13 protein-coding genes and 1 tRNA gene are annotated in these 12967 nt (G+C 47.0%); 11 read left to right on the forward strand and 3 right to left on the reverse strand.

All coding sequences use genetic code 11. The features are described from left to right. Positions 1–69: 69 nt before the first annotated feature. From VN429_RS07050 to VN429_RS07065, 4 genes are all read left to right on the forward strand, one after another. On the forward strand, positions 70–570 hold the full coding sequence (locus tag VN429_RS07050; RefSeq protein ID WP_325631394.1) for a protease inhibitor I42 family protein: 501 nt from the start codon (positions 70–72) through the stop codon (positions 568–570). Positions 571–659: 89 nt separating this feature from the next. Continuing rightward, the gene (locus VN429_RS07055; protein ID WP_325631398.1) at positions 660–1313 is read left to right on the forward strand and encodes a DUF5591 domain-containing protein; all 654 of its coding nucleotides are present in this window, start codon (positions 660–662) and stop codon (positions 1311–1313) included. Positions 1314–1463: 150 nt separating this feature from the next. After that, entirely contained in the window at positions 1464–4016 is a 2553-nt protein-coding gene (locus tag VN429_RS07060; RefSeq protein WP_325631401.1) for an ATP-binding protein, read from the forward strand. 13 nt (positions 4017–4029) lie between these two features. Beyond that, positions 4030–4242, forward strand: a complete 213-nt coding sequence (locus VN429_RS07065) for a hypothetical protein (protein WP_325631403.1) — start codon at positions 4030–4032, stop codon at positions 4240–4242. An 81-nt stretch (positions 4243–4323) separates the two neighbouring features. On the opposite strand, the gene VN429_RS07070 is transcribed toward VN429_RS07065, so the two are convergent. Next, positions 4324–4396: transfer RNA gene (locus VN429_RS07070), tRNA-Thr, on the reverse strand. A gap of 82 nt (positions 4397–4478) precedes the next feature. On the opposite strand from VN429_RS07070, the gene mmp10 reads away from it, so the two are divergent. The 7 genes from mmp10 to serS all read left to right on the forward strand — a co-directional run bounded on the left by mmp10 (position 4479) and on the right by serS (position 10782). Further along, the gene (gene mmp10, locus VN429_RS07075; protein ID WP_325631405.1) at positions 4479–5708 is read left to right on the forward strand and encodes a methyl coenzyme M reductase-arginine methyltransferase Mmp10; all 1230 of its coding nucleotides are present in this window, start codon (positions 4479–4481) and stop codon (positions 5706–5708) included. A 181-nt stretch (positions 5709–5889) separates the two neighbouring features. Then, a complete protein-coding gene (locus VN429_RS07080) occupies positions 5890–6348 on the forward strand; it encodes a 30S ribosomal protein S15 (protein ID WP_325631408.1) in 459 nt (152 codons plus the stop codon). Positions 6349–6360: 12 nt separating this feature from the next. Further along, positions 6361–7578 (forward strand): DHH family phosphoesterase, encoded by a 1218-nt coding sequence (locus VN429_RS07085; RefSeq protein WP_325631410.1) that lies wholly within the window; start codon positions 6361–6363, stop codon positions 7576–7578. Then, positions 7575–7823, forward strand: coding sequence for a KEOPS complex subunit Pcc1 (locus VN429_RS07090; protein ID WP_325631412.1), 249 nt, complete (start codon positions 7575–7577; stop codon positions 7821–7823). Before VN429_RS07085 ends, VN429_RS07090 begins: the two co-directional genes overlap by 4 nt. A gap of 43 nt (positions 7824–7866) precedes the next feature. Beyond that, positions 7867–8463 carry a 30S ribosomal protein S3ae gene (locus tag VN429_RS07095; RefSeq protein WP_325631414.1) on the forward strand — a complete coding sequence of 199 codons (597 nt, stop codon included), beginning with the start codon at positions 7867–7869 and terminating at the stop codon, positions 8461–8463. Positions 8464–8542: 79 nt separating this feature from the next. After that, positions 8543–9379: a hypothetical protein gene (locus VN429_RS07100; RefSeq protein ID WP_325631416.1), complete on the forward strand. Its 837-nt coding sequence runs from the start codon at positions 8543–8545 to the stop codon at positions 9377–9379. Positions 9380–9504: 125 nt separating this feature from the next. Continuing rightward, positions 9505–10782 carry a serine--tRNA ligase gene (serS, locus tag VN429_RS07105; RefSeq protein ID WP_325631418.1) on the forward strand — a complete coding sequence of 426 codons (1278 nt, stop codon included), beginning with the start codon at positions 9505–9507 and terminating at the stop codon, positions 10780–10782. A 270-nt stretch (positions 10783–11052) separates the two neighbouring features. Here serS and VN429_RS07110 read toward each other — a convergent pair whose 3' ends face one another. Both VN429_RS07110 and VN429_RS07115 read right to left on the reverse strand, forming a co-directional pair. After that, positions 11053–11385, reverse strand: a complete 333-nt coding sequence (locus VN429_RS07110) for a P-II family nitrogen regulator (protein ID WP_325631420.1) — start codon at positions 11383–11385, stop codon at positions 11053–11055. 29 nt (positions 11386–11414) lie between these two features. Next, entirely contained in the window at positions 11415–12629 is a 1215-nt protein-coding gene (locus tag VN429_RS07115) for an ammonium transporter (protein WP_325631423.1), read from the reverse strand. Positions 12630–12967: the final 338 nt, after the last annotated feature.

The following is a 12967-nucleotide window of genomic DNA, read 5'->3' on the forward strand; positions in this document are numbered from 1 at the left end:
ATGTAACGCCCATTTGACAATGGATTTTCATAGAGAAGCCTTAAAACCTGAATTCTGAAACATACAGTTATGGAGAAGTTAATCACGTCAGTTATCCTTCTCGTTGCAGCAGTCCTTCTGGTCCCCGGATGTTTTGCAGTACAATCTGTGGGAAATGCCACCGGGAACTCAACTGCGCCGGTTGAGATAGTAGAGAACATTACTGTTGCAGCAAATGAATCAGCCTCCCAGGCTGTAGCATCTGTACCAGAACACACGGATTACACCGCTGATGTCAACACGACAAACCTGACTATGAAGGTAAACCAGACGGTTCGTGTCTCCCTAAAGGAGAACCCGACCACTGGCTTTGAGTGGAATGCCACCAACTCAACAGGACTTGAAATTGTAAACAGTACTCACAATCAGGATAAGGCTCCTGAAGGGATGGTCGGTGTTGGCGGAGTGCATACCTGGATCCTGAAGGCAGTTGAAGCAGGTAACCAGACATTCGACGCAGTATACAAGCGTTCATGGGAACCGACAACCGGTAAAGAAGATACCTACGCACTCAACGTGACGGTTGAATAAACGTCCACTTAACCAACCACTTTTTTGACCTTCTGATGAAAGGGATATTGAAGAGTAACACCCCAATATGGTGGGAAACTGGGTTTACCATGCCGGATACCAACGATACCGGATCTAACCGGGAAAAGATGCTGAAAGATCCACCTTTTTACCTCCCTGAGTTTGAACAGTCATACAGATATATCATTGATGAGTATGATGTCAATCCACGCGACATAGCTATTTTCATGCCCTGTGCTATGCGTAAACCCTACAGCACCAGCCCAAGCCACCGCCTAATAAGGTCGATTATTGCAGATGTTCTTGACCCGTCACAGTACCATATTGTAATTTTTGGAACCTGCGGGATCCTTCCGGCAGAACTTGAACAGATGTATCCCTACGCCCACTATCACTACATGCTTGGGAAAGTTAAAGACCAGAATATTAAAGACGACTTCCTTCGCATAGAGACTGAAAGGGTGGCAGGATACCTGGAAAAGACACGGGATACATATAGGTTCAGAGTTGCTTACTGTATCGGCCTTTTCAGGGAGGCGCTTATCAGAGGATCTAAGCAGGCTGGAGTACCTGTGGATCTGGTTCTTCCCTCCAGGGATTTAATCAACGTCATCATCGAAGATGACTGCCCATTTCAGGAAGGGAGCCTTTCAATGGACGAGTATCTACAGGAGTTTCACCAGGGTCTGATTGGAATCAAATCAAAAATAGAACAGTCAGGCAGCAAAAACCTGGACGGCTGACTCTGTGCATACCGATAGTCACATGAAAAGATCAATATCTTCAATTGGGCATACGTGGATACTCTCCAATAGTTCATGAAGACAGATCCCCGGTCTTTTTCATCTTTTTCTGCCAGGCTTGGCATTTTTCTGCTGATAATATTTCTCGTTATGATGATTGTTTTTCTGACTAACTGGTACCTGACAGCCAGGGAAGAGAAAGAGCATAACTTTCTCTCATCTGAAAAAACCATCGACCAGATTCTGCAGCAGTCAATACTCTGGATTGACAGGGGTCTGTACCTTTATGACCTCACCTTTGAGACCCCTCTCCGTGATGCAATGAAGATCTACCAGGATGAGTACAATGCCACGGGAGGAGATCCTGACAAAATTGATTATCAGGGAGTAAAGGAGAAGATTGAGAAGACACTCGGGGATGAATATCAGGTATACGTGATCGAGAACGGGACCATTACGCACACAACTGATCCAAAGGATCTGGGTCTCAATTTTTCTACTTTTGCCCCAGAACTCATACCCAAGTTTACAAAGATACAGGCCTCTGGCCAGTTTATCCTTGATAGATCAGTGAAAGGACATGAGAGCAATGTCCCGGTAAGGCTTTTTGCCTACCAGGGCACTCCTGATCACAAATACCTCCTTGAAGTTGGGAGGATCTTTATCCAGTACACTCCTGAAGAAAATAAGGCATATTATTCTGATCTCACAAACATTCTCTGGACACTCAACCCCGACATCGTTTCATTTGATCTCTATAACAGTTTTAGTTCTCTTTTAGCCAACCGTTCAGAGATCTCACTTTCAAACACAGATAACAAGACGTTAGAAGTGATTGGTAGAACTATCAAGAGTGAACAAGGATCTGTTTTCCATGATAGAGGGAACCATCGCGATATCGTGTACACGTTCATGCCTGTTCTACAGACTGATGCACCATCTACCAAGTGGATGAATGTCGCAGCAAGAACGGTTTACTCAACAAACCGGCTTGATAATGAACTGATGATGTTGACCCTGTGGTATATCGGGTTTCTGGTAATCACGTTCATCCTGGCATTTATTGCGGCATTCACGATCTCCAGGCACCTTACCAGACCGCTTCGATGTATGCTTGAGGATCTCGATCTCATCTCTGCCGGTGATCTCAAGCATAAAGTCCGAACATCACCACATCATGAACTGAATCGCATATCTGATGCAATTAACCAGATGGTGGGTGAGATCCTGAACAATATCAGTGCACTCAGGGTTTCTGAGTCACGATATCGCGGACTTTTTCTATCATCCAACGATCCAATACTGGTTTTGGAAGGGATTAGGATCTTAGATGCAAATCCGGCAGCTGTGGAATTTTTTAACATAATGAAGCCCCTTGCAGGAGAAGATGTAACTTCAATTCCCGGACCTGTGGGAGTCGTTCTCACAGAGATGGTTTTTAAGGATAGTACCCACCAGTCAGTAAAGCAGTTTGTCGAGAGAACAGAAGTAATCGAGATTGAACCAGGATCTGAACGGTTCCTGAACATCAGGATCAACAAGGTGAAGGGTGGGGAGAAGTACCTCAGCCAAGTAAGGATTCGGGATGAGACACAGCAGCAACTGGCATTCCGATTATCGGCACAGCAGGTAGCATTGAACGAGGCATACAGACATATCGAGAATATCCTTGCTATGCTTCCTGATCCGACATTTGTTATTGATACTGCCGGGCGTGTCCTCATTTGGAATCAGGCCATGGAGAAGATGACCCGGATTCCTTCAGCTGAGATAGTAGGAAAGGGTGATTATCTCTATGCTATTCCGTTTTACGGATCTCGAAAACCAATGCTGGTAGATTTAGCAATTCATCCGGAAATGAAATCAGGAGAGTTTTCACATGTTATCAAAAACGGTAATACCCTATACAGTGAGCGATGGTTCAGGGAGACAGAACCATCCCGCCAGTATGCATCTATCAGTGCAACTGCCCTGTATGACAGCCAGGGAACCATCATTGGTGGAATAGAGAGCATCCATGATATTACTGAACTGAAATACACTGAGGATGCACTTAGAATTGCAAACACCAAGCTGAACCTCCTTTCCAGTATCACCAGACATGATATCCTGAACAAAGTGATGATCGGTAAATCCAATCTCTTCCTGCTTAATGATCTCCAGTTAAACCGTGATCAGAAGAGATTCTTTGAGATGCTCTCCCAGTCATTACAATCAATTGAAGAGTTCATCGCTTTTACAAAAACATATCAGGAACTCGGGGTTGATGCTCCGGTATGGCAGGATGTACAGGCAGTCTTCATACAGGCGCAATCAAATCTTAATATCGAGACGGTAAAGATTGAAATCAGGATATCCGGTCTTCTCATCTATGCAGATCCACTCTTTCCAAAGGTGTGTTTCAATCTCCTAGAAAATGCGGTTCGTCACGGAGGAGACATCACCCGGATACAGATTTTTACAGAACCTACACAGACTGGATTATCTTTGATTATCGAGGATGACGGAGTAAGTGTCCAGGAAGATGAGAAGGAATTAATATTTGAGCGAGGATATGGGAAAAATACAGGTTATGGCCTTTTCTTAAGCAGGGAGATCCTGGCAATCACTGAGATAGGTATCAGAGAGACCGGGGTCAAGGGAACAGGAGCACGATTTGAGATCCTGGTGCCTTTCGGAAAATATAGAGAATTCAAGGAATAATTTGGTGAAAAGTATGGAACAAGAGCAGTGTGACGGGATGGGCGGATGTGGAGTGTGTCGGGAGATCGATGCAGCAGAGTACAGAATTGATGTTGATCGAGTCCGGTCACTTCAGGATACATGGGGGGTTTCAATGACAAAAGAGGGGAAGGTCAGAATTCCGGTTTGTTACTATGACGATGTTCTTCCCCTGCTCACTCACAGAAAGCCTCCGGGAAGGGAGTGATTTGACTATGCTGTCTTAAATAGACAAAAAAAAGAACTCAAATATATCAGCCAAGCCTTGAATAAAGAAATGGGTCTATGAAGCCTCAGCCGAGATTTGAACTCGGGACCTGTTGATTACAAGTCAACCGCTCTGCCAGCTAAGCCACTGAGGCGCGAACACATATTTCCCTTAAACAATTATTAAACCCACTGTTCATCCGCACATTTTTCCACCCTGAAACTGACCTTATCTGCATGGCACAGCTGACGGTGGACATTGGCGGAAGACCAGGACTTGACTGTAGGGGGTTCTGCTCCTACTGTTACTTTAAACATGCCCAGGAAGTCCCGCCGTTCGGCTGTAGGTACTGCCTCCCCTTCACCAAAGGGTGTGAATACTGTACCAGGAGTGTGCAGGAGCGATATACAGGATTCAAAGACCTGAAAGAGGTGGCAGGAGATACTCTCGCCAACCTGCAGCTCCTCTCAGGAGATCTCACCCGGATCACCATTAGCGGCGGAGGAGATCCAAGTTGTTACCCTGAATTTACTGACCTCATCGAGATCCTCGCAAGCCTTGAGGCGCCAATACATATAGGATACACCAGCGGAAAGGGGTTTGACGACCCTGATATCGCTCACTTCCTCATCACATCAGGCCTTTCAGAGATATCGTTCACAGTCTTTGCTGCAGACCCTGAAATAAGGCGTCGGTATATGCATGATCCAACGCCCGAGGTCTCACTGGAGATCCTAAAACGCCTCGCAGGAGCCATCGAAGTATACGCAGCCTTGGTCATTTTGCCAGGGATCAATGATGGAGAGATCCTCAAAGATACTATCAGGTGGCTTGAAGATGCCGGGGTCAAGGGAGTCATCCTGATGCGGTTTGCAAACGAGAGCAGTCAGGGTTTAATTCTTGGAAACGCTCCGATCATCGAGGGTCAGAGAACACAAAGTGTTGAAGAGTTTGCAACCCTTGTCAGACAAATAAAAGCCCTCACCACCATGAGGGTATCAGGCACCCCGCTCTGCGACCCTGATCTCGGATCTCCTTTTGCTATCCTGAATGAACCAGATATCCTCGAGAAATTGCCTGAACTCCATAAACATGCTGCAGTCATCACCGGTTCAGTTGCAGCGCCATTCATACAGGAGATCCTCTCCAAGAGGGGATCAGGAGTGGACGTCATTACTGCAAACAAGGAGATCGCTGATCTCATCACTATCGATGACCTCAAAGCCCTGGATCTCTCTCTGCTCCCCGGGACAGTCATCCTCCCGGGAAGGGCCTTTGTCCATCTTGCAGAGGCGGAAGATGTTCTCTCAGCGGATGGAAAAATCAGAACAGTCCTCAGAGGTCCTGAAATGCTTACAGCAGATGGAGAGACCTCAATGGGTATGACCAAAGATGATCTTCTCTCCCTTGAGATGGCGGGTTTTTCTGCACTGATAATCCTGATCAACCAGTATGGTGAAGCGTAACCTTATCACCACTAAGAAGCAATAATGTTCCGCACTTTTACGAAGGTGCTGGCAGATGTAAATCCGACGTGGTGTATTGGCCACGGCCTTCAGGCTTTGGGATTGCAGGGAGTCAGCAGAAATAGCTGTCACTCTTTTCCCGCAGGATTATACTCTGTTCAAGTAACGGAGGCTTTTAGAAATGGCAAGAATGCATGCTCGCAGAAGAGGTATCTCCCGTTCAGTACGGCCATACCGCATCTCTGCGCCCGAATGGTCAAACACCGACAAGGACACGATCATTAAGCAGGTCGTTGATATGAAGAAAGAGGGCTTTTCAAGTGCCCGGATAGGTCTCGTCCTTCGTGACAAGTTTGGTGTACCAAGTGTCAAACTCGCAACAGGAAAGCGTGTCGACGAGATTCTGCGTGAAAACGGCCTTGAGTCCTCAATACCCGAAGACCTTCGCAACCTTATTGAGAAGGCACTCGGGCTACGAAAACACCTGACCGAGAATAAGAAAGATCTGCACAACAAACGCCAGCTCAACCTCACCGAGGCAAAAGTCAGGCGCCTGGTCAAGTACTACGTCAAGAGCAAACGCCTGCCGGCAGGCTGGTTATACAAGCCGGAAACCGCAGAAATCCTCCTCTCCCGCTAATACGGTTACAATATGTCCATTGACACTGCTGCGAAGGATCTTGCATCACATATAACCCGACAGGATCAGGTGGAGATACGTTGCCACCACGATGCTGATGGGATCGCAGCAGGGGCGATCATGAGTATTGCACTCTACCGGGCCCATATTCCGTTTCGGCTCAGGGTGGTTCCACGGATACAGAGCCAGGATATCCCCAAAGGAGGAAATATCCTCCTTTGCGATCTCGGCTCAGGGATACCGGACCTTCCTGAGGAGACGATGGTCATCGATCATCATATCCCCCTTTTTGAAGGACCATATCACGTGAATCCCCGTCTCTATGGAATAGACGGGGACACTGAACTCTCAGGAGCTGGAGCCTCATACCTGGTTGCAAATGCAATCGGTGATAACCGCGACCTTGCAGGACTGGTTCTTACCGGGATCATCGGAGACGGACAACGTCTTTCCGGGAAAAACCACGAGATATACCTCGAAGGGATGGGCAACGGGATCATATCCAAGAAAAGGGGTATCCGTCTCGCAGGAAGAGATCTCACCGAACAACTGACTCTGGCAACAAATCCATACCTCTCTGGAATTTCAGGTAGTGAATCTGAAACAACCGCTCTTATAAACCAGTGTTCAGACGGGTCAGAACTCTCAACCGACATCCTCCTCTCTCTGCTTGTGCTCAATGCAGCGGAGCGGAGCCGGCCTGAGACACTTCTGAACCTCTATGGCGATGTATATCAGTTGGAACGAGAGGTTATTTCAGATGCTCACAGCCTCACCATGCTCATCGATGCATGTGGAAAGGAAGACCAGGGAAGCATCGCTGCAGCAATCTGTCTCAGGACTTCATCAGATCTTCCGGCTGCCTGGGATATCGCCCGGAACCACCGCTTGAGGCTCATTGATGAACTCAATAAAACTCTTGGCACAAGCAGGGAGGCAGAGCAGGTGTATGAGATCAGTGACAAGAGACTGGCTAGTGATGTTGCAGATACTATAAACTTCATGGACGGAGAGCAGGCTGTAATCGTGGTTGCAAACCAGGACGATGGGACCAGTCATCTATCAATCAGGGTGCCTGCACGTCAGGGTACTGATCTCGGTACGCTTGTACACAGCCTCGCAGCCGATTGTGGCGGTCATGGAGGTGGCCATACTTCCCGGGCTGGTGCAACGATTTCAAGTGAACACCTCTCAAGGTTCATCACAGCCATTCATGAGGTGTACGCATGAAGATCACTGGAATCATCAGAACGGTCCATGATACCCCAGAATGTGTCGCTGCATCGGTTGCAGCAGATAACTTAAGCGAGATGGTGACATGTGCAACCTTCCATGAGGGAGCAGGTGTCGTAGAGACGACAATAACAGGAACGAAGATCCGTTCTATCATCGCGTCAATGGACGATTATCTCTCGAATTTAACCGTAGCGGAGGAGTTATGCAAACAGAGTTCTGACAAAGGGTCAGAACATTGATCGGAGCGATCAGAGATGCTATCATAACATATGGAGTAAAGAAATGGCAGGAAAGAAACAGTCAGGAAGAAGAGTTGAAGGATGGAAGGCGAAGTCCTGGTATAAGGTCTACAGCCCTGAGAATGTCGGTAAAGTCTACCTCGGTGACACCGTTTCAGATGACCCAGCAAAGCTGATCGGACGGGTCATGACAGCACCGCTCTCTGAGCTGGTCAACGATTACGCAAAGCAGAACGTCAAGATGAAGTTCTCAATCACCGAAGTAGCCGGAGATTCAGCTTACACTTCATTCATCGGACATGAGATCGCCAGAGATTACATCAGATCCCTGGTAAAACGCCGGACCTCACGGATTGAGACTATCGTTAACTTTGTCAGCAAGGATGGCAGCAAAGTCAGGGCAACAGTCACCTGTTTCACCCTTACCCGGGCTGATCAGAGCCAGCAGCACCTCATCCGCAAGGTCCTCTCAGATGATGTAGTCAAGTACGGAACCGAGAATGAACTTGGTGTATTTGTCAACGCAATCATCAACGGCGAGATCTCCAAGGAGACCTTCCGCAAGGTCAAAGAACTCTACCCAATCCGCCGGATAGAGATCATCAAGACCAAGGTTGAACTTCCAAAGATCCAGAAGTAATTCTGGAATCCTTTTTTCGGATACGATAACTCTTTTCAGCGGGAACCCGGATATCTGAGCAGAGTGATGGAGATCCGATATGCGTTTTGCTGAATTTTTTGAGGTTGATGAGGTAAGGCTTGTTGAACCACTCTTTTCTGATCTCTGCTATAAAGAGATGGATGAGTTGCTTCTCCAGATTCCTGCTGAGCGAAGTAGAATCCTAATCGATGAGAACGAAGAGATTCTTAGTGTAGGATTGGAAGGAGAAGGTGGAAAAATTGATGCATCCTGCTTTCATCTGCGGACCCCATCAGATACACTCATCTCCAGACTTGAGGATATGGATGGAGATATCTTTCAGGTCGCCAGGAGCGAGTTTGAGAATACAGTCCGGAAATATTATTCAGATAATCTAATCAGCACCAGTGAGATAGCCCCTGATGATCTCAACCCGGAACGACTTGCCATAACCCGTGATCTCATCAATTCTTTTGTCGGAAACGAACATGATATCCGCTGCCTTGACTGTTGCTGCGGGACAGGGATTGGAACACTCCTGATGAGGGAGATGGGCATAAGTCCACTATCATATGACAATGATGATGCTCTTCTGGCCCGTGGATTTGCCGAAGGCCGTCTTGTTCCAGAGAGAACTATGTGGATTGACGGCAGGCTGATCGAAGCTTATCTAACCGAGCCGGTGGACTGTGCATTCGGATTTATGTTCGGAGAACTGCAGGTGTTTAACCATGACATCTGGTCAGAGATCATATCAGGAGTCTGCGCTGTCTCTGAAAGTGTGATGATTACAGTGGGAACAGAGCCAGAGGCAGGCATTATCAAAGGATGGATGAAGTCAGGAGGATATGAGCCTGAAATCTGGGAGAATGACCGTGATCCAATTTACGACAGATGGATCTGTTCAATCAGGTGAAACCGTAAATATGATCAGTTCTCTGACGCTCTCTCAGGGAGATCTATGCATCAATGTGATGTTATTTGAGAGCAAAGAAATTAGGGAGCGAAGATACGATATGATAGATACCACGGGTGTAACCGATGCTTGATATCAGATTTGTACGGGCAAGCCCGGAGATTGTCAAAGCCGATCTGGTCAAACGAAACGATACAGAAAAGATTGACTGGGTCGACGACCTCCTCACAAAGGATGCCCGGAACAGGGAACTAATCGGACTCAATAATAAACTGAGGCAGAGACGTAACTCTATCTCACACGATATTAACCGTACCAAAAAGGCAGGAGAGGACGCTTCTCCCCTGATGGCAGAGGCGGCAAGTCTGCCGCAGAAGATTAAGGACAATGAGGCCGAGATGGATGAACTCTCAACAAAGATCCATTATTACCTTATGCGCCTGCCTAATATTCTCCATGAGAGTGTTCCCCAGGGAAAGGATGACACAGAGAATGTTGAGATCAAGAAGGTCGGAACCCCACGGACATTTGATTTTGAACTGATAAATCACGGCCAGCTTGCAGTTGATAACAACTGGGCAGACTTTGAACGAGCAACAAAGACATCGGGAGCAGGATTTTACTTCCTAAAAGGAAATCTGGTTCTCCTGGATCTGGCTCTTCAGAGATTTACTCTCGATATGCTGATGGAGCGGGGGTTCACTCCAATCTCACCACCGTTCATGATAAACCGGAAGTCATACGAGGAAGTGACTGACCTTGATGATTTTGAGAAGGTGATGTATAAGATTGACGGGGATGATGCATACCTGATCGCAACCAGTGAGCATCCAATCGCTGCGATGTTCCAGGATGAAATTTTTGAAGAAAAAGATCTTCCCGTCCGTTTAGCCGGGATATCCCCATGTTTCAGACGCGAGATAGGATCACACGGTCTTGATACCAAGGGTCTCTTCAGGGTACATCAGTTCCATAAAGTTGAGCAGTTTGTGTACTGCAAACCAGAGGACTCCTGGGAAATCCACGAAGAACTCAGAGAGAATGCAGAGGCAGTTTTCCAGAAACTAGGGCTTCCCTACCGGCTTGTAAATATCTGTACCGGTGATATCGGAACCGTTGCAGCGAAAAAATACGATATTGAGGCCTGGATGCCCAGAGAGAATGCATACCGGGAGGTTGTCTCGTGTTCAAACTGTACGGCATACCAGGCAACCCGTCTGAACATCAAAGTTCGGGATAGTAAAGATTTTGAATCCAAGCAATATGTCCATACCTTGAACTCTACCGCCATTGCAACATCCAGGGCGATGAGATCAATTCTTGAAAATTATCAACAGAAGGATGGATCTGTCGAGATCCCGAAGGTTCTTGTTCCATATATGAATGGGAAAGAATACCTCTGATCCTTCCATTTCTCTTTTTTTAGCCTGAATTATTCCATCTGAAGCAGATGCCATACTGATTGAAACATGCAGACTACACTACATGTTCGACCAACCAGAAGGGAAAAAAGGAGGTTCTAGGGATTACTCCCTTATAGTATTGAAGGGATGGCGGAAGATTACACTCCCATTTAGATCTTTGTTTTTCACGGACGGGACTCTGCAGGAGGTGTGCGTGAAAAGGGTTATAATTTCAGGTTTTTTTGATATGAAAAACTGAGTGAGATGATCTTACTCAGTAATCACTTCATTGGTCCTGATTTTGATCGACTTGCTGACAGGCATGACAAAGATTCGTCCATCTCCAATCTTACCGGTGTAAGCACCTTTCTTGATTGCCTCGATCACTATATCAGCAGTCTTATCACTTACGACAAGTTCAATCTCAACCTTTGGAATGAGGTCTACTTCTATATTTCCTCCGCGGTACTGGAGGCTGATTCCTTTCTGTTCTCCCCGGCCCTGTACCTCTGTGATTGTCATGCCAAAGACACTCGCCTCTTCAAGGGCTGCTTTTACTGCATCGAGGCGTTCAGGTTTTACAATTGCTTTTATGAGCTGCATAGTTGTACCTTTTTAATCGTAGCGCCTGTTTAATGAATCCTCTCTCCATGCTGGGAGATGTCAAGTCCGACGTACTCTTCTTCTTCACTTACACGCAGACCAATTGTCTTTTCAACCGCCAATGCAAGCACGTAGGTAAGTATGAAGGCGTAAGCGATGGCAGCGAATGCTCCAATGCATTGGGAGATAAACTGCTGTGCATTTCCTGCAAGAAGTCCATCCTTACCACCAACAACCGCTACTGCAAAGATACCGGTTGCAAGTGCACCCCAGAGGCCACCCATTCCATGAACTGCCCATGCATCAAGGCTTTCATCAAGACCCTTTCTGATTCTGAAGAGCATCATACCATAGCAGAGTAGACCAGCGACGGCTCCGATGACGATGGAACTCATGGTATCAACAAATCCTGCTGCAGGGGTGATTGCGACGAGACCTGCAATAGCTCCAGAAACCAGTCCGAGCGAGGCAGGCTTTCCGTGAACCCAGCTCGCAAGCATCCATGCAATTGCACCTGCTGCCGCTGCTGTGTTGGTCACAACAAATGCGTTTGCTGCAAGCCCGTTTGCTGCGATTGCACTCCCTGAGTTAAATCCAAACCACCCAAACCAGAGCAGTGCTGCTCCGAGAAGGGTTACCGGAATGTTATTCGGCTCCATGGAATGCTCGCCAAATCCCATACGTTTGCCAAGGACGAGTGCTACTGCAAGAGCACCAAACCCTGAACTGATATGCACAACCGTGCCTCCTGCAAAGTCCAGTGCACCAAGCTGTGCTGTCCAGCCTCCACCCCATACCCAGTGAGCGAGTGGATCATACACAATCGTTGTCCACAGGACTGCAAAGACTAGGAATCCTGACCACTTTACCCGCTCTGCCATTCCTGATGTGATGATTGCCATCGTAACCGTGGCAAAGACCAGTTGGAAGACCATGTAAAGAAGGGCAGGAACCGGCAGTTCTGTTCCGGCTACCACTGCAGTTCCCTGACCTACTCCGGCCAGACCGAGGTTTGCCAGTGATCCGATAAAGCCTCCGACATCAGGTCCGAATGCGAGTGAATATCCGAATAAGACCCACTGAAGGCTTACTACAGCGAATGCTACGAGCGAAAGAGCGATCATATTGATGAGATTTTTCTTTCGTACCAATCCACCATAGAAGAGCCCGACACCCGGGGTCATAATCATGACCAGGGCAGTGGAAGCTAAAACCCATGCTGTTGCTCCAGTATCAATGTCCATGTTTTCAATTCACCTGTTTGATCACCGATAATGCTGACTCTCTTATCGTAAATTACTTAAAGATTTTCCTAATGCACAAACGCACTACAAAAATCCACGATTCGGAGTCGAAACTTACCTGAACGGATCTACTCCGCCCGGGTTAGTAAGAAGTTGTCTTCCACCGTATTTAAATTTAACTTTGGTTGGTGATCGTCATAGAAAACCAGAAGGGTATTGAAGAAGAATTGAGCGTATACATCCACATACACAAAAAAAGGATCGTACAGAAACGATCTGAAAAATTCAAAGCACTACATAAAAACAATATCTTCGAGAACCAGTATGTTTCTTGTGCC

The organism is Methanospirillum sp. (assembly GCF_035560735.1).
GTDB lineage: Archaea > Halobacteriota > Methanomicrobia > Methanomicrobiales > Methanospirillaceae > Methanospirillum.

Coding starts and splice junctions, on each gene's coding strand:
- VN429_RS07095 (WP_325631414.1), top strand. CDS start 7,867: ATGGCAGGAAAGAAACAGTCAGGAAGAAGAGTTGAAGGATGGAAGGCG.
- VN429_RS07090 (WP_325631412.1), top strand. CDS start 7,575: ATGAAGATCACTGGAATCATCAGAACGGTCCATGATACCCCAGAATGT.
- VN429_RS07110 (WP_325631420.1), bottom strand. CDS start 11,385: ATGCAGCTCATAAAAGCAATTGTAAAACCTGAACGCCTCGATGCAGTA.
- VN429_RS07065 (WP_325631403.1), top strand. CDS start 4,030: ATGGAACAAGAGCAGTGTGACGGGATGGGCGGATGTGGAGTGTGTCGG.
- VN429_RS07100 (WP_325631416.1), top strand. CDS start 8,543: ATGCGTTTTGCTGAATTTTTTGAGGTTGATGAGGTAAGGCTTGTTGAA.
- serS (WP_325631418.1), top strand. CDS start 9,505: ATGCTTGATATCAGATTTGTACGGGCAAGCCCGGAGATTGTCAAAGCC.
- mmp10 (WP_325631405.1), top strand. CDS start 4,479: ATGGCACAGCTGACGGTGGACATTGGCGGAAGACCAGGACTTGACTGT.
- VN429_RS07115 (WP_325631423.1), bottom strand. CDS start 12,629: ATGGACATTGATACTGGAGCAACAGCATGGGTTTTAGCTTCCACTGCC.
- VN429_RS07050 (WP_325631394.1), top strand. CDS start 70: ATGGAGAAGTTAATCACGTCAGTTATCCTTCTCGTTGCAGCAGTCCTT.
- VN429_RS07080 (WP_325631408.1), top strand. CDS start 5,890: ATGGCAAGAATGCATGCTCGCAGAAGAGGTATCTCCCGTTCAGTACGG.
- VN429_RS07060 (WP_325631401.1), top strand. CDS start 1,464: ATGATGATTGTTTTTCTGACTAACTGGTACCTGACAGCCAGGGAAGAG.
- VN429_RS07085 (WP_325631410.1), top strand. CDS start 6,361: ATGTCCATTGACACTGCTGCGAAGGATCTTGCATCACATATAACCCGA.
- VN429_RS07055 (WP_325631398.1), top strand. CDS start 660: ATGCCGGATACCAACGATACCGGATCTAACCGGGAAAAGATGCTGAAA.